This window comes from Polynucleobacter sp. MWH-Braz-FAM2G (genome assembly GCF_018687635.1).
Lineage (GTDB): Bacteria > Pseudomonadota > Gammaproteobacteria > Burkholderiales > Burkholderiaceae > Polynucleobacter.
In genome coordinates this window covers 478,482-493,842 of record NZ_CP061300.1, presented here as the reverse complement: position 1 = coordinate 493,842, position 15,361 = coordinate 478,482, and the positions used below count along the sequence as shown (strand labels likewise).

Here is a 15,361-nt window from a genome sequence, read left to right as displayed (position 1 = left end):
CCATCGCATAACCATGGATCAATTTGCCGAACAACTGATTCACGGTAGAACTCATATTTCACCCAAAAGACTGGGGGATCCAGGGCCTACCGAAGCGCAAAAGGAAACCATACTCTTGGCTGCCAATGCAGCGCCCGATCACGGCAGAATGCTTCCATGGCGCTTTATTGAGATACAAAACAGTAGTCGTGCAAACTTAGGAGAAGTATTCAAACTGTCATTATTAGATCGAGACCCGAATGCGACAGCAGCACAACAGCAAGAAGCTTATGAGAAGGCTTTTCGTGGTCCCTTGCTTTTATTGGCCGTAGCGAACTACCAAGATCCAAATGACGATATCAGCAAACAAGAAAAGTTGATTTCACTTGGATGCGCCATCCAAAATATCCTCCTGAGCGCATATGCTTATGGATTTGGCTCAGGACTATCCAGTGGTAGAGCGCTTCAGAGCGATCGCATCCGAACGCTATTTAGATTTACAAAAGATGAAGAGCCGATTTGTTTTATAACGATTGGTACCGTACAAAAAAATAAGCCCGGACGCATTCGCCCGAGCTTATCTGAGTATCACTCAATTTTTTAAGTGATAGCTAAAGCACTTCCACCGTTTGATTTTTAGTGTCAATCCGCAAACGAGAACCAGTAGCAATCGCCTGAGTAATATCACAGTCAAATCCACTCAACATCGGTATACCAGCATGAGCTGCACCTTGAGCCAAGATTGGGTTGACCGCATTAAAAATAATGGCGGATGGGCAAAGATTTCTGGATTTCATTTCGTACAGCATCCAGGCGCTAGCAACACCACCTTTAGCGGCATCTAACACTAAAATCTTATCCTTATAAGATTGCCCGAATAACTTATGGGCTGGACGTGAGAACACACCCTTCAGACGATCCAAATCGTAGCGAGCTGAAAACCCATCTGATGCGCTGAGACATTCGCCCTCGATACTCTCGCCTTGAGCATGTTTTGCCTTAAAAATTTTTGTACTCACTTTAGTCTCCCCGTTACCGCAGCTTGAACGCAGTCTTCCATAGAAGCCAGCATTGGCGTATAACCATAACCACCTAAAATATTCACAATCTTTGCGCTATTGGTAGCCAATACTTTCCATCCATTGGTCTCGGCTATTTCTCTGGCATAAGACTGATAAAAGCACATTCCAGAAAACACCGTTCCTCCAGCACTTTCAATCATTTCGGTATAACCCATTCGATCTGAATCTGGCTTCACTTGTGGACTTGTCATAGCCAATAGAGGCTTAATAAATTTCTTACCATTACATAACTCCGCAATACTTTTCATCTCCATAAGACTTAATTGCGGAGCAGAAAATACCACCACATCAATTTCTTCGGCAATTCGATAGGAGTTTTGCAATCCCATAACCTCTTCTTTGCTAATAAGGATTTCAGGTAAATGCAAATACTCCAAATCTCTGGCATGAAGCGCTTCAGGTGTAATGCCAAGCACATGAAATAAAGCAGTGGAGCCAAAGCTCGCCATCGCCGCCCCGAAATGCTTCATCGCATCAGACCCAGGATGACCCTCAATGCCATCTAGAACTGGAACCGACCAATAATTTCCTGATTTTTTTCCGATCAATCCACCCAATGCGCCCCACTCATTCAGAGTCTGGGGGGTCCACGATGTCCTAAAACGATGAGTTGGTTTTCGGTGCTCATCCAAGTGATATCCATAGCGTGGGGTTCTGCCAGTTAACCCTGCCGCTAAGGCCGAAGGTCCACCTTCGAAATTCGAGCGAGCGCCACAAACACTATTCGAATAAATCACCACCCCCGTATCACCGAATGCTAAATGCTCGCCGTATACAGGAGCCATGATAGTTTGATAGTTAATGCAGGTATCTGTCATCGATACACCCATCTTCACAAACGCATCGATTGCTCGTCTTTCAAGCTCGAGCATTTTTTCAGTTTGACCTAACTGTTTTGCCTTAGTGAAATCCGTACCGCGTGGATCGGTAATAGTTGGTATGCGAACCATACGATCTTGCGGTGAATTTTTTGCTAATCCTTCCAACCATTCAACCCCAGCCTCGCCAAGACTCTCGGTGTCAGCCATGATATGAGCCTGAGATACGGGAACTAAATCTTCGGCACCAAAAAATTCACCTACCTTGATTTGATGCTGGATAGCGGTTTGTCTGACTGGACCAAACTCCCCAGCTAGCATTGCCTTTTCTTCTGCATTAAGCTTCATTTTTTCTCTTCTCTACTATTAATCTACAGTGGCACCAGAGTCGCGAACTACCCTAGCCCATTTCGCAATTTCACTAGTTTGAAAATTAGCCAAACTTTCTTTGAAATCCACATTAGGCTGTACTCCCAAATTTCCCAAACGCTCTTTAAAGGCAGCAGATTGAGCTACTTTTTCTGTATCGAGTCTCAACTTTTTAGTAATGGGCTCGGGCAATTTTGCTGGACCAAATAATGCCCACCAGGCTGTAGACTCAAACTGGGGATAACCAAGTTCGGCAACTGTGGGTACATTAGGCAATAACGGTGAACGCGTTTTACTAGTGACGGCTAAGGCCCGTAGCTTCCCAGAGGTAATGTGTGGAAGAACTGATTGAATCGGATCAAATACCAAAGGAATCTGACCACCAATCAAATCTGTTACTGCAGGCGCACTTCCTTTGTATGGAATGTGCTTGAACTTCACTTGAGCAGTTGACTCAAATAAGGCTGCAGTTAAATGTCCCGGTGTTCCATTGCCAGCTGTTCCGTACGCAATCGTGTCAGGCTTTGCTCGCGCTTCTGTGATTAATTCGGAAAGCGTCTTAATGCGATCATTGGAATTAACCACAATCACTACAGGTGCTGTAGCAACTAATGCAATTGGCGTGAAATCCCTCGTCATGTCATAAGACAACTGTTTGTACAAACTACCGTTAATCGCATTGGTACCCACGGTACCCATGAACAAGGTATAACCATCGGGAGCTGATTTAGCCACTAGATCTGCACCAATGGATCCGCCTGCGCCACCTTTGTTTTCGATAATGACCTGCTCTTTAAGTCGGTCACCCAAAAGAACTGCCAAAGGTCTTGCAACAATATCCGTAGGTCCCCCTGGAGGGAAGGGAACAATTAAGCGTATTGGCTTGCTTGGATAGGTGTCTGCAATTGCATTAACAAATGGCAGAGAGAGGCCAAGGCAAACCAACAAATACTTAAAAATCTTACTAACTAGATCGCTCATATTTCAAACCTCAACAAAGGATGGATGGAATGAGTCTAGCGAAAAAGAAAGAGTCCAGCTTAACCGGACTCTTTCTTTATGCCCCCACTTACTTATACGTAATCTTTATATTTATCCAAGAAACGTACCGGTTTAGATAAGGCATCGCGACGGAACGGATCACCAAGTTCTCGAGTGCACATAATCTCGATCACACAAGTCTTACCTTCCTTCATCTGCATATCAATGGCTTTCTTGAGTGCTGGACCAACCTGATCCAACTGGTCAACCACAATACCTTCTGCACCCATAGATTGCGCAATTCCTGCAAAGCTTGGGCTTTCTAGCTCACCAGCCACAAAGCGACGGTTATAGAAGTCAACCTGATTCTTCTTCTCTGCGCCCCACTGACGGTTATGGAACACCACAGCAGTAACAGGAATATCGTGACGAACTGCAGTCAGAATCTCGACCATACTCATGGCCCAAGCACCATCACCCGCATAAGCAATCGCCGGACGGTTAGGAGCCGCAGCTTTAGCACCAATAATGGTTGGTAAGGCATATCCACAGTTACCAAAACTCATTGGAGCGAAGAAGCTACGTGGCTTTTCAAAACGTAGGTAGCTATTTGCAACTGAGTTGATGTTGCCAATATCAGTAGACACCATGACATCAGCAGGCATTGCTTTTTCGAGCTCGCGCAATACTTGACGTGGATGCAAGTAATGACCACCTGTTGGAGTCACTTCCTTCTTCTGCTCTTCAATCATGTCCAAGCTAAATGGGTCTTTTTCATGAGTCCACTCATCAAGTTCTTTTTCCCAAGCTGCTTTTTCTGCTGCAATCGTTTTTGCGCGTTCTGCTTTAGTGGCATCGCAAGCCAATGTCTTGCCTTCTAAACGCTTAGTTAATGCAACTGCTGCAGCCTTGGCGTCACCACAAATACCGACTGAAATTTTCTTTACTAAGCCCAGCATTTTGTTATCGGCATCAATCTGAATGATCTTTGCATTTTTAGGCCAGTAGTCCATGCCATGCTGTGGCAATGTACCGAAAGGCCCTAAGCGAGAACCCAAAGCGACCACTACGTCCGCCTGAGAAATCAACTTCATTGCTGCCTTAGAGCCTTGATAACCTAAAGGTCCGCACCACAATGGGTGGCTTGCAGGGAATGAATCATTATGTAAGTAACTATTTACTACTGGTGCACCCAGGCGCTCTGCAAATGCTTTGCACTCCTCAACCGCATCGCCCATCACGACACCACCACCAGAAATAATTACTGGGAATTTTGCATTGGCTAAGAGCTCTGCTGCTTCATCCAAACTTTTTTCACCGCCAGGTCCGCGATCAAGACGATTTGGTTGTGGAATTTCTACTTCGATCTCACCATAGAAGTAATCACGTGGGATATTGAGCTGAGTCGGACCCATCTCAGACAACGCACGATCAAAACAGCGGCCAGTAAATTCAGCCATTCGCTTTGGATTGTTAACGTGACCTTGATACTTTGTGAACTCTTCAAACATAGGGAGCTGATTTGCCTCTTGGAATCCACCCAAGCCCATGCCCATCGTGCCAGTTTCAGGAGTAATGATCACTACAGGACTATGCGCCCAGTAAGCTGCTGCAATTGCTGTAACGCAGTTACTAATACCAGGGCCATTTTGTCCAATTACCACACCGTGATTACCGCTCACGCGAGCATAACCATCGGCCATGTGAGCAGCACCTTGTTCATGCACTACAGGAATCAAGCGAATACCTGCTGGAGCAAAAATATCCATCGCATCCATAAAGGCAGATCCCATAATTCCAAATATATCTTTCACCTTATTGGCAACCATCGTCTCCACAAAAGCTTCGGATGGCGTCATTTTTTGTGGGCCAGTAGGTAAATTAGTGCCGGACTTAGACATAAAGCTCTCCTAGGTATTCAATTAAACGGAACATTTTGTTCTACAATATGAATAATAATAGCGTATTTTTAGGAAAGTCAAGCATATAAACCCCAATCTGGAATATATTTGACAACATATTAAGACTTATAAAGGCAAGGAAATGGCTGAAAGCACTTCTTCGATTGATTTAATGGGTTTACAGCCTGATAAGACGGTTTCCCTACACACCGCCTTTCCAGAATGCCAAGGATTTGCCGATTTTCAAATTCCTGCATTTAAAAGCCCAAGCGAGCTGGTGCCTGCCATTGACCCAAGTTACCAACTCAATCCCGAAGCCACCTTAGCGATCTTGGCTGGATTTGCCTTTAATCGCAGAGTGATGTTGCAGGGTATGCATGGGACCGGTAAATCAACCCATATAGAGCAAGTTGCTGCGCGATTAAATTGGCCATGCTTACGCATCAATCTTGATGGCCAAATTACTCGCATGGATCTGATTGGCAAGGATGTAATTAGTCTTGAGGATGGCAAACAAATTACACACTTTCAAGAAGGCCTCATTCCTTGGAGTTTGCAACGACCAGTCGCACTCATCCTGGATGAATATGATGCAGGTCAGCCAGATGTGATGTTTGTGATTCAAAGAATGTTGGAACGCGAAGGTTGCCTGACTTTACTTGATCAAAATAGAGTTATTAATCCTAATCCCGCCTTCCGAATCTTTGCCACCAGCAATACGGTTGGACTAGGCAATTGGAATGGACTGTATCAAGGCACACAACTTCTAAATCATGGTCAGATGGATCGCTGGGACATCGTCGCCGCCTTAAATTATCTAGAGCCAGCCGAAGAGCAAAAGATTTTGCAAGCCAAAGTTCCAGAGCTTTCTGATGCGCAAGCTAAAGCCATGATTGGTCTTGCCAATTTAACAAGAAATGGTTTTGCGTCAGGCGACATCTCCACCCTAATGTCCACCAGAACATTAATTACCTGGGGCGAAAACTGGCGCATCTTTAAAGATTTACAACTGGCATTTGCTTTAGCGTTTCTAAATAAATGCGAGTCAGAGGAGAAAGCCTTGGTGGCTGAATATTACCAACGCTGCTTTGCTAGTGAACTCGAAATAAATAAAAACTAAAACTAGATTCTTAAAAGTATCTTGCAAACCCAAACCCATCTAGATTTCGAACAGCAGCAGCAATATGGTGCGATGATTCGGTCGCTCTCTGGGGAGGCGAGTGCGCAGATTCGTGACTGGCAACTCTTTCACCAGTCACTACCCCTTGATGCAATTGCCCCACACTTAAATCTGGAAAACTTAAAATCATCATGGGCTTATCCCCGTGGCGTATTAGATGGTATTGCATTGCGTTTGCGATATTCCAACTCCACCTTACATGCCTCCCTCATTCCCGAAGGGATGATCGAGTCTTTGATATTTGAAGTCTTGGAACAAATTCGCGTAGAAAGTAACTGCCCTGAAGAACTCAAAGGTAGCGAGCAAAACGTACAAACACAATTTATTGCTTGGATGCAGCAATTTATTGCCACAGGCGGCGTTGAAGGCAGCATTGGTCTTCTATTGATAACTATCTTTGCGACAGTTTGGATGAAACTCAATGGCCGCCCGCCTCCACAACTCATGCAAGATATTATCGAAGCGACCCGGGCTGGTATTGCTGAAAACATGGGTCCTCTTCTAGTAAAACTTAAATCCAATCGCTACCGCCAAGAAGACTATGCGCAGACCTCACTAGAAATTATTAGCCTAGTGTCCAATTTAATCGCTGAAGAATATCGCAATAATCCTAGTATCCGCACTAAACGTAAACAACAAAATTCAACTCATCTAAAAATTGAATGGATACCTCCCCACGCAGGAAAAGTCGCGGTTGATTTTAAGAGTCCAGCAAGTTCTCCCAGCGAGAAACTTCGACAACTCAAAAACTCACTCAGCAAATATCATGTTTACAACTCGAGCTATGACACTGAGTCTGAGGCCAAAAAAAAGATCCGGACAGCACAGTTAGCGATCTACCAAGAACAACTAAACATAGAGATTGCCAACCAAAATATTCCTTGGGCAAAACTTACACGCATTTACCAACAATTGTTTTCAAGTCGCTCGCCCATGCGCTGGCAAACTACTGAGACAGAAGAATTACTAGATCGTCGCTACCTTACACGAGCAGCCACTTCACCACTTCAACCTGCGCTCTACAAGCAACTAGCACTGAGTAGCAAGGTAAATACTAGAGTAACCCTCTTGATTGATTGCTCAGGATCCATGAAAGAACAGCGCGTCAAAATTGCTACTTGCGCTGACGCTTTAACCAAAATACTGGAGCAGGCGGGTATCAAAACAGAGGTGCTTGGATATAGCACCAGCAGCTGGCAAGGCGGCAGGCCATTCAAAGAGTGGCGAAAAAATGGCCAACCCCCCAATCCTGGACGCTTAAATGAACGAGCGCATTGGATTTTTAAAGATTTTGATACTAGTTGGCGCAAATCTAGAGCAGGAATAGCCGCCTTATTACGACCCGAGATATATGCTGAAAGTATTGATGGAGAAGCGCTCATTTGGGCAACAGAACGTTTGCAAAGAAACGATAACAATAAGCAAACTCATAAAACATTAATTCTATTTTCTGATGGCTGCCCGATGGATCGAGCCACTATAGAAGCAAACGAAGAAGAGTTTCTAAAGAATCATTTACTACAGGCAATTGCTTGGTGCGAACAACAGCCAAACTTTCAATTGTGGGGTTGCGGCATCGGCAGCGAACTATGCCCTGCTTTTAAGCATCGCCTAAGCTGGGATGAAGAGCCCAATAATATTGCGATTACGCTAAAAAATTGGGCCAATGAATTTAAGACAGCATCTTTGATTAACGAAAAACATTCTTAACGAAGTAGTTGGAGAAAAATAATATGCAAATATTTAATAGCGCCCGCATTCAATTCGGCAAATCTCTAGTAATGCTTTGTATATCACTAGGCATATTAGGATCTACCAATCTCGCTGCGCAAACTTGGCCTGATAAGCCGATCAAGATGATCGTGCCATTTGCTGCGGGTGGTAGTGCAGATATTTTAGGCAGAATACTTTCACAGGAACTAAGCAAGAATCTTGGTCAGAATGTGATTGTTGAAAATCGCGGTGGTGCAGGCGGAAATATTGGAGCAGAACTGGTTGCCAAATCTCCCGCTGATGGCTATACCATTTTGTTAGCCTCTGGAAGCATGATGACTGTCAACCCATTTATATACAAAAAGTCATCCATCAACTATGTGAAAGATTTAACTTACATCACCACCATTGCGACAGTACCGATGGTGATTGCGGTAAGCCCTAAACTCCCCGTGAATACTCTTTCAGAATTAATAGCTCTAGCCAAAACTAAAGAATTAAATTTTGGTTCAGCAGGTATTGGTAGCCAGATTCACATGGCGAATGAGAATTTTATTTATTCCGCTGGTATTCATGCGACTCATGTGCCGTATAAGGGAGAGAACCCCGCTTTAAATGATCTCATTGCCGGACAAATTGATTTTATGGCTGGAAACTTTCCTGCTACCGGTGGATTTGCAAAAGCGGGTCAAGTCAAAGCGTTAGCTGTTACTAGCAGTAAAAGATTGAAGCAACTTCCAAATGTTCCCACCGTATCTGAAGCAGCTATTCCTGGATTTGAAAACACAGGCTGGTATGCGCTCGCAGTTCCAGCAGGCACACCACAATCGATCATCGACAAAATTTATGTAGCGACTGAAAAATCATTCAAAGCCCCATCTCTATTAGCCAATCTAGAAACCAACGGACTCACGCCAATGATGATGAAGAGCAAAGACGTTGATTCCAAAATACAAGTAGAGTCAGCTAATTGGGAAAAAGTGATTAAGGCAAGAAATATTCCAACGCAATAAATGCTTAAAAATTACCTAAGTAAAAATGCAAATTTTCTGTCCGATTTTCAATGCTGATGGATTTAGATCAGTGATTTCGATTCATTAAAAATGAAATCATCATGGGGCTAATAACATTCCATCAGGCAATGAGTTAAGCCTAAAGAAATATGCTCCACCGACAGAGATAAGCGCTGTTTTAGTTCACTAAACCGGTCCTGCTTATCGCTTTATATTACTAATAGTTATTTAGTAATATCTTTTTATTCCTTGTGGATATATAGAACCCATTGGTAAATTCTACTCAACGAGTTATTTACCAAGGATTTGCAATGTCAGACGTTAGAAACCACCTAAACCCAGTTATTAGGAATTTATTACTCAAGCATGATCGCTTGCCTCATGACCAAATTGAGGAACGCAAAAGTTTTCAACGTCAAATTTTGTTTCTCATGAATGCCATCAAACTCGAAGAGTTCGAGCAATCATTTGCCTGAGCAAGGGAAACATAAAACATGATTCAATTTTTTTTAGACTCCTCTCAATTCATAGTATCTGGAGCACTTGTTGGCTTACTAGTTGGTATGACAGGTGTCGGTGGCGGCTCACTCATGACACCTTTGCTAACTATCATATTTGGAGTAGCGCCGACAACAGCGGTAGGAACAGATTTAGCCTTTGCTGCAATTACCAAGAGCTTTGGAACCGCGGCACATAGATTGCATGGAAACATACGATGGGATATTGTTCGCCTCCTATGCGTTGGGAGTCTTACTACTGCAGTAATTTCAATATTAACCCTCAAATATGTAGGCCCCGTTTCTAAGAATTTCAATCATTTAATTAGCATTTCAATTGGCATCTCTGTATTGCTTACCGCTGGATCACTTTTATATCGGGCAAAAATTCTAAAGTGGGTTCAAAACAATCCTAATTTCTTACCGAGTGGAAATAAATTAAGGATTGCAACAGTTACTGTTGGCGCTGTAATCGGCGTATTAGTAACAGTTTCTTCAATTGGAGCAGGTGCGATTGGAGCAACTCTCATTCTGGTTCTTTATCCACACCTTAAACCCGCACAAGTTGCAGGCACTGATATAGCTTATGCCGTCCCACTCACAGCGTTAGCTGGTGCGGGTCATTGGTGGTTAGGTAATGTGCACTTCGATTTACTATTCGGCCTCTTGTTGGGCTCTGTACCCGCGATTTGGTTAGGAGCCAAGCTCTCCAGCGCTCTATCTGAAAGAACAACAAGAACCACTCTTGCGGCAACATTATTTTTAGTTGGTATCAAATTAGTTACGTCATGATTTCCCCAGAATTTTGGTCTATCCCACCACGTCATCTAACGTCTGCAGAGCTTAATAAGAAATTTGCTCTACTCCAGGAGCGTTTGACTAATATTTCAAATCGCTTTTCAGATGTGCGTTTTGCAACCAGCCTTGCCGCTGAAGATATGGCACTAACAGATGCCATTTGTAAATCAGGCGCAAAGATTCAACTCTTTACCCTTGCAACTGGACGATTACATCAAGAAACCATTGATATGATCAAAGCCACCGAAAACAAATACCAAATTGCTATTGAAAGAGTTTATCCACAAGAAAGCGATGTGCAGGCATTTGTTGATCAATATGGAATGAATGGCTTCTACGATGGGGAGGAGCCCAAAAAAGCATGCTGTGGCGCCCGTAAGATCAAGCCGCTTAACGCAGCCTTGTTGGGGGCTGATGCTTGGATATCAGGTCAGAGACGTGAGCAATCTACCACCCGCACTGAACTCAATTTAGAAGAGCATGACGATGCCAGAGGTATCGCTAAATTTAATCCTTTATTTGATTGGTCCGAAGCAGATATCTGGGCCTATATTCAAAAAGAAAATGTGCCGATTCATCCACTGCACCTTAAGGGCTATCCCAGCATTGGTTGCGAGCCCTGTACTCGACAGGTGAAAAAAGGAGAAGACATTCGCGCAGGTCGCTGGTGGTGGCTGCAGAGCGATAGCAAAGAATGTGGCTTACACGTCAATCAATAATTAACCTCTATAGAACGAAGTACAGCATGCAAGAACAAACATTATTAAATGATCACTTAGACTGGCTTGAGGCTGAGTCGATTTACATCATCCGCGAAGTAGTGGCTCAATGCGCTAATCCAGCAATGCTCTTTTCAGGGGGCAAAGACTCTATCGTCATGTTCCATCTGGCTCGAAAAGCATTTCAGTTTGGCGATCGCCCCGTGAAGCTTCCTTTCCCTATTTTGCATATTGATACTGGTCACAACTACCCAGAAGTAATTGCATATCGTGACGCTGTGGTTAAAAAAACTGGCGTGAAATTGATAGTGGGTCATGTTGAAGATTCAATCAAAAAGGGTACCGTTCGATTGCGTAAAGAAACTGATTCGCGCAATGCTGCTCAAGCAGTTACCTTGCTTGAGGCGATCGCAGAACATGAATTCGATGCCCTGATGGGAGGAGCTCGCCGCGATGAAGAGAAGGCTCGAGCTAAGGAACGCATCTTCTCCTTCCGCGATGAATTTGGTCAATGGGATCCCAAAGCCCAGCGTCCTGAGTTATGGAATCTCTACAACGCCCTTATTGCCAAAGGTGAAAATATGCGCGTGTTTCCAATATCCAATTGGACAGAATTGGATATCTGGCAATACATTGCACGTGAAAACTTAGAACTTCCAAGTATTTATTACACGCATCAGCGCGAAGTAGTGGTGAAGAACAATTTATTAGTGCCAGTTACCAATGTCACACCAAAAGTACCCGGTGACATTAGCGAAATACTGAGTGTTCGCTTTAGAACAGTTGGTGACATTAGCTGCACCTGCCCTGTATTAAGCACTGCATCAACCCCGCTGGAAATTATTGCGGAAACTGCCATTACTGAAATTACTGAACGTGGGGCTACCCGCATGGATGATCAAACCAATGAGGCCTCTATGGAGCGCCGTAAGAAAGAAGGTTATTTCTAATGACTACAAATCAAAAACATCAAAATGTAGTGCGATTTATCACGGCTGGTAGCGTTGATGATGGAAAAAGCACCTTAATTGGACGCCTGCTCTACGACACTAAATCTATCTTAGTAGATCAATTAGAGTCACTATCGAAGACAAAGCATGCGCGCGTTACCTCCTCAGATGCCGGAGTTGACTTAGCACTCCTCACAGATGGCTTAGAGGCTGAACGTGAACAAGGCATCACAATTGACGTTGCTTATCGCTACTTCTCTACCCCTAAACGTAAATTTATTGTGGCCGATGCTCCTGGACATGAGCAATACACACGCAATCTCGTAACAGGCGCATCTCAGTCCGATGTGGCCGTAATATTGGTAGATGCTACTCGGGTGGACCTCAAAACTAGCCCAGCTACATTACTAGCCCAGACTAAACGTCACGCGGCAATCGTACATTTATTAGGTCTGAAACATGTTGTCTTTGCCATTAATAAGATGGACCTCTATGAATTCGATGAAAACATCTTCAACACCATCAAAGAATCAATTGAAGATCTCACCGAAAAAATTGGTTTAGCAAAACCGACTTTAATTCCGATCTCTGCGCTATTAGGGGCAAATGTGGTTAATCCAAGTAAATATACCTCTTGGTATAAAGGCCCCACCCTTCTAGAATGGCTAGAAGATCTCGACACTAGCCCAGAGTCAGAAAAACTAGCCTTGCGCCTGCCAATTCAATATGTTGCTCGGCAGGATGGCAGTGCCTCGGATGATTTTCGTGGCTATCTTGGCGAAGTTGAATCTGGCAAGATTCACAAAGGTCAAAAAATAAAAGTTCTTCCAGGCGGATCGGAAGCAACAGTATCAGAAATTTATCTTGGCAATGTCTCTGTCAGCCAAGAACGTAGCGGCAGCAATGTTGCCGACTTAGCTGAAACTGGTCAGGCAGTAGCTATTGAGCTAAGTGAGGATATTGATGTCTCTCGTGGATCTATTTTTATCAACGCTGAAGACTTAAATCCACCTGTACTCAGCAAACAAATTTCTGCTGACTTATGTTGGTTAGATGAAGAGCCCCTCTCATTAAGCCGTAAATATGCATTACGCCATACAACCAACATGGTTGCTGCAAAAGTAAAGGTAATAAGGCGAGTGCTGGATGTTCAAACCCTGTCGCACGCTAGTGACATACATGCGCTATCAACCAATGAAATCGGCACTGTTGATTTTGTGTTACAAAAACCTATCGCCACCGACTTGTTTGATCAATCCCAGCGTACGGGCGCCTTTATCTTAATTGATGAAGCCACTAATCACACAGTAGCTGCGGGGATGATTCGAGAAGCAATTGCATAGACAGTCACAGCGTAGATTAGATTGCAAAAGGCCTCGCATTGCGAGGCCTTTTGATTACTAACTACATGACAGTCTATCAGGCTTGCGCTTGCTCAAAAGCACTTAAAGCATCTGCCGCATACATTAAAGATGGTCCGCCACCCATATAGGTAGCCATCCCCAAGGTTTCAACTACTTCCTGCTTTGTCGCCCCAAGTCTTACTAATGCTTGTGTATGAAACCCCAAACAACCATCACATCTAGCGGCCACACCTAAAGCTAATGCAATAAGCTCTTTGGTCTTCTTATCTAATACGCCATCCTTCGTAGCAGCTGCTGCTAAATCACTAAAGCCCTTCATCATTTCAGGCGCATCCGCCCTTAACTTAGCAAGAGAACTAGAAATATCTTTAGTAATTTGCTTATAGTCCTTTGACATTTTTTAAACTCCTTAAATATCTAATTCTTACTTACAACAACGGCCACCCTTACAGTCCGCACCAGTACCGCAAGAGTTAATTCCTAATACTGGATACAAAGGACAGAACCTGAATAAACCGGTTGCCAAAGGCACAATACCAATCCATCCCCATAAGCCAACTACATTACTTGCTGCTAATCCAATTAAAAGAAGGCCTACTGCAATACGTAGAACACGATCGATTCCGCCAACGTTACATTTCATGTGATTCTCCTTTAAGTTACTTCTGACAAAACTGTTGATAAAGTACTTCGATAACAGCAAGTGCTGATTCGCTTCCTAGTGAGTAATAAATCTGCTTACCCTCTCTGCGTGTTTTCACCAATTTTGCTGTTCTTAGCCCAGTCAAATGCTGTGACAACATGGGTTGATGAATATCCAATATTTCCTCCAATTCCCCGACACACTTTTCGCCCTGACTGATTTCACATAAGAGCATTAAGCGATCGCGATGATTCAAGGCCTTCATCAGACGGCAAGCTGCCTCTGCTGAATTTCTCATCTTCTTCAAATCAATTTTTTGTTCTTTACTGGCCATATTTATTATGTATATTTACATTATGTAATTTAACATATTATTTATGAAATTGTCAAAAGAAAAAGCCACCCCGAAGGATGGCTTAAAAGATTTTTTGGAGGTACTGCCTAAAGAATGAACTACAGTTTCATATTAATAGCATCTTGGACGGAGTTCTAGGGCAAATGCATGACTTTAGACCTAAATGCTTTATTTTGGTGCATTAATTGCTCGAATTCAGGGGACAGGCTTCTTAATCGCTAGAGGCAATTCTTTGGTGGTCGCATAGAAAACAACCAGCTCAACTGGCTTTACGCCTTGATTTACGCCGTAATGCCATTTGTCTACCATCTCAATAATGACTTCACCCTTCTTAAAGTTGCGTTGGATGCCACCCTCTTGAACCACGGTGATTTCTCCATCAACCACATATGCTGCATTAATTGCAGGATGCTTGTGAACTGGCAAAGCAGTTTGTGGCGGAATGACATAGCGCATTACCGCAATCTCAGGAGTATCCGATAAATAGGACGGCAAGGAGCTGCCAGTCCAATCATTACTACTTCTAATAATCAAGTCAGTTGTAACGCTTGGATGCTCATCTGCATAAGATGTAATTGAATAAGTGATTACTAAAGAAGCAAAGAGGCGAATAACAATCGCTGACTTCATGATGAATGCTTAGTGATTTTCTTTGGCGTGATTGATTGAGTATTTTGGTATCTCAATTACTAAATCTTCTTTGGCAATAATAGCCTGACATGAAAGACGAGATTGGGGATTTAAACCCCATGCACGATCCAACATGTCTTCTTCATTTTCATCAGGTGGATTTAGGCTTTGATAGCCTTCTTTCACGATGACATGACAAGTGGTGCAAGCGCACACCATATCGCATGCATGCTCAATTGGAATGTCATTTTCTAGGAGCGCCTCACAAATTGAGGTACCTGGAGCGACCTCAACCACTGCACCTTCAGGACAATATTCACTATGTGGCAGGACAACAATTTGAGTCATGATTCTTTTCTATTTAAATTG

General features: G+C 43.5%; 18 protein-coding genes. 9 read left to right on the top strand and 9 right to left on the bottom strand.

Annotation, left to right across the window (positions count from 1 at the left end; genetic code table 11):
• Window positions 1–13 precede the first annotated feature (13 nt).
• The gene (locus FD973_RS02655) at window positions 14–583 is read left to right on the top strand and encodes a nitroreductase (protein WP_215324095.1); all 570 of its coding nucleotides are present in this window, start codon (window positions 14–16) and stop codon (window positions 581–583) included.
• Window positions 584–590: 7 nt separating this feature from the next.
• Here the strand turns inward: FD973_RS02655 and FD973_RS02650 are convergent, their stop codons facing one another.
• The 4 genes from FD973_RS02650 to xsc form a co-directional block, all read right to left on the bottom strand.
• Window positions 591–998 (bottom strand): aconitase X swivel domain-containing protein, encoded by a 408-nt coding sequence (locus tag FD973_RS02650; RefSeq protein ID WP_215324094.1) that lies wholly within the window; start codon window positions 996–998, stop codon window positions 591–593.
• Window positions 995–2,227, bottom strand: a complete 1,233-nt coding sequence (locus tag FD973_RS02645; protein WP_215324093.1) for an aconitase X catalytic domain-containing protein — start codon at window positions 2,225–2,227, stop codon at window positions 995–997. Before FD973_RS02645 ends, FD973_RS02650 begins: the two co-directional genes overlap by 4 nt.
• An 18-nt stretch (window positions 2,228–2,245) precedes the next feature.
• The gene (locus FD973_RS02640) at window positions 2,246–3,229 is read right to left on the bottom strand and encodes a tripartite tricarboxylate transporter substrate binding protein (protein ID WP_215324092.1); all 984 of its coding nucleotides are present in this window, start codon (window positions 3,227–3,229) and stop codon (window positions 2,246–2,248) included.
• Between the two features lie 92 nt (window positions 3,230–3,321).
• Window positions 3,322–5,130 carry a sulfoacetaldehyde acetyltransferase gene (gene xsc, locus FD973_RS02635; RefSeq protein WP_215324091.1) on the bottom strand — a complete coding sequence of 603 codons (1,809 nt, stop codon included), beginning with the start codon at window positions 5,128–5,130 and terminating at the stop codon, window positions 3,322–3,324.
• A 142-nt stretch (window positions 5,131–5,272) separates the two neighbouring features.
• Between xsc and FD973_RS02630 the strand changes: the two genes are divergently transcribed.
• From FD973_RS02630 to FD973_RS02595, 8 genes are all read left to right on the top strand, one after another.
• On the top strand, window positions 5,273–6,250 hold the full coding sequence (locus FD973_RS02630) for an AAA family ATPase (protein ID WP_251368813.1): 978 nt from the start codon (window positions 5,273–5,275) through the stop codon (window positions 6,248–6,250).
• A 21-nt stretch (window positions 6,251–6,271) separates the two neighbouring features.
• Window positions 6,272–8,020 (top strand): hypothetical protein, encoded by a 1,749-nt coding sequence (locus FD973_RS02625; RefSeq protein ID WP_215324090.1) that lies wholly within the window; start codon window positions 6,272–6,274, stop codon window positions 8,018–8,020.
• A gap of 23 nt (window positions 8,021–8,043) precedes the next feature.
• Entirely contained in the window at window positions 8,044–9,036 is a 993-nt protein-coding gene (locus FD973_RS02620) for a tripartite tricarboxylate transporter substrate binding protein (protein ID WP_215324089.1), read from the top strand.
• 311 nt (window positions 9,037–9,347) lie between these two features.
• Window positions 9,348–9,512 (top strand): hypothetical protein, encoded by a 165-nt coding sequence (locus FD973_RS02615; RefSeq protein WP_215324088.1) that lies wholly within the window; start codon window positions 9,348–9,350, stop codon window positions 9,510–9,512.
• A gap of 18 nt (window positions 9,513–9,530) precedes the next feature.
• Window positions 9,531–10,325, top strand: a complete 795-nt coding sequence (locus tag FD973_RS02610; RefSeq protein ID WP_215324087.1) for a sulfite exporter TauE/SafE family protein — start codon at window positions 9,531–9,533, stop codon at window positions 10,323–10,325.
• Entirely contained in the window at window positions 10,322–11,050 is a 729-nt protein-coding gene (locus tag FD973_RS02605; RefSeq protein ID WP_215324086.1) for a phosphoadenylyl-sulfate reductase, read from the top strand. The genes FD973_RS02610 and FD973_RS02605 overlap by 4 nt, the downstream gene beginning before the upstream one ends.
• Before the next feature lie 26 nt (window positions 11,051–11,076).
• A complete protein-coding gene (gene cysD, locus FD973_RS02600; RefSeq protein ID WP_215324085.1) occupies window positions 11,077–12,000 on the top strand; it encodes a sulfate adenylyltransferase subunit CysD in 924 nt (307 codons plus the stop codon).
• Complete coding sequence (locus FD973_RS02595; RefSeq protein WP_215324084.1) at window positions 12,000–13,343, top strand: sulfate adenylyltransferase subunit 1; 1,344 nt, start codon at window positions 12,000–12,002, stop codon at window positions 13,341–13,343. Before cysD ends, FD973_RS02595 begins: the two co-directional genes overlap by 1 nt.
• A gap of 76 nt (window positions 13,344–13,419) precedes the next feature.
• Here FD973_RS02595 and FD973_RS02590 read toward each other — a convergent pair whose 3' ends face one another.
• From FD973_RS02590 to fdx, 5 genes are all read right to left on the bottom strand, one after another.
• Complete coding sequence (locus tag FD973_RS02590) at window positions 13,420–13,761, bottom strand: carboxymuconolactone decarboxylase family protein (protein ID WP_215324083.1); 342 nt, start codon at window positions 13,759–13,761, stop codon at window positions 13,420–13,422.
• A 27-nt stretch (window positions 13,762–13,788) separates the two neighbouring features.
• Window positions 13,789–14,007, bottom strand: a complete 219-nt coding sequence (locus FD973_RS02585; RefSeq protein ID WP_215324082.1) for a DUF2892 domain-containing protein — start codon at window positions 14,005–14,007, stop codon at window positions 13,789–13,791.
• 16 nt (window positions 14,008–14,023) lie between these two features.
• Entirely contained in the window at window positions 14,024–14,341 is a 318-nt protein-coding gene (locus FD973_RS02580) for a metalloregulator ArsR/SmtB family transcription factor (protein WP_215324081.1), read from the bottom strand.
• A 216-nt stretch (window positions 14,342–14,557) separates the two neighbouring features.
• A complete protein-coding gene (locus FD973_RS02575) occupies window positions 14,558–14,992 on the bottom strand; it encodes a cupin domain-containing protein (protein WP_215324080.1) in 435 nt (144 codons plus the stop codon).
• A 9-nt stretch (window positions 14,993–15,001) separates the two neighbouring features.
• Window positions 15,002–15,340, bottom strand: coding sequence for an ISC system 2Fe-2S type ferredoxin (gene fdx, locus FD973_RS02570; RefSeq protein WP_215324079.1), 339 nt, complete (start codon window positions 15,338–15,340; stop codon window positions 15,002–15,004).
• Between the last annotated feature and the right edge of the window lie 21 nt (window positions 15,341–15,361).

Excerpts from the sequence above, each read along its gene's own strand:
- FD973_RS02645 (WP_215324093.1), bottom strand. The coding sequence starts at position 2,227 with ATGAAGCTTAATGCAGAAGAAAAGGCAATGCTAGCTGGGGAGTTTGGT.
- FD973_RS02580 (WP_215324081.1), bottom strand. The coding sequence starts at position 14,341 with ATGGCCAGTAAAGAACAAAAAATTGATTTGAAGAAGATGAGAAATTCA.
- FD973_RS02610 (WP_215324087.1), top strand. The coding sequence starts at position 9,531 with ATGATTCAATTTTTTTTAGACTCCTCTCAATTCATAGTATCTGGAGCA.
- FD973_RS02640 (WP_215324092.1), bottom strand. The coding sequence starts at position 3,229 with ATGAGCGATCTAGTTAGTAAGATTTTTAAGTATTTGTTGGTTTGCCTT.
- FD973_RS02590 (WP_215324083.1), bottom strand. The coding sequence starts at position 13,761 with ATGTCAAAGGACTATAAGCAAATTACTAAAGATATTTCTAGTTCTCTT.
- FD973_RS02655 (WP_215324095.1), top strand. The coding sequence starts at position 14 with ATGGATCAATTTGCCGAACAACTGATTCACGGTAGAACTCATATTTCA.
- FD973_RS02630 (WP_251368813.1), top strand. The coding sequence starts at position 5,273 with ATGGCTGAAAGCACTTCTTCGATTGATTTAATGGGTTTACAGCCTGAT.
- FD973_RS02585 (WP_215324082.1), bottom strand. The coding sequence starts at position 14,007 with ATGAAATGTAACGTTGGCGGAATCGATCGTGTTCTACGTATTGCAGTA.
- fdx (WP_215324079.1), bottom strand. The coding sequence starts at position 15,340 with ATGACTCAAATTGTTGTCCTGCCACATAGTGAATATTGTCCTGAAGGT.
- FD973_RS02615 (WP_215324088.1), top strand. The coding sequence starts at position 9,348 with ATGTCAGACGTTAGAAACCACCTAAACCCAGTTATTAGGAATTTATTA.
- FD973_RS02620 (WP_215324089.1), top strand. The coding sequence starts at position 8,044 with ATGCAAATATTTAATAGCGCCCGCATTCAATTCGGCAAATCTCTAGTA.
- FD973_RS02595 (WP_215324084.1), top strand. The coding sequence starts at position 12,000 with ATGACTACAAATCAAAAACATCAAAATGTAGTGCGATTTATCACGGCT.
- FD973_RS02605 (WP_215324086.1), top strand. The coding sequence starts at position 10,322 with ATGATTTCCCCAGAATTTTGGTCTATCCCACCACGTCATCTAACGTCT.
- cysD (WP_215324085.1), top strand. The coding sequence starts at position 11,077 with ATGCAAGAACAAACATTATTAAATGATCACTTAGACTGGCTTGAGGCT.
- FD973_RS02575 (WP_215324080.1), bottom strand. The coding sequence starts at position 14,992 with ATGAAGTCAGCGATTGTTATTCGCCTCTTTGCTTCTTTAGTAATCACT.
- xsc (WP_215324091.1), bottom strand. The coding sequence starts at position 5,130 with ATGTCTAAGTCCGGCACTAATTTACCTACTGGCCCACAAAAAATGACG.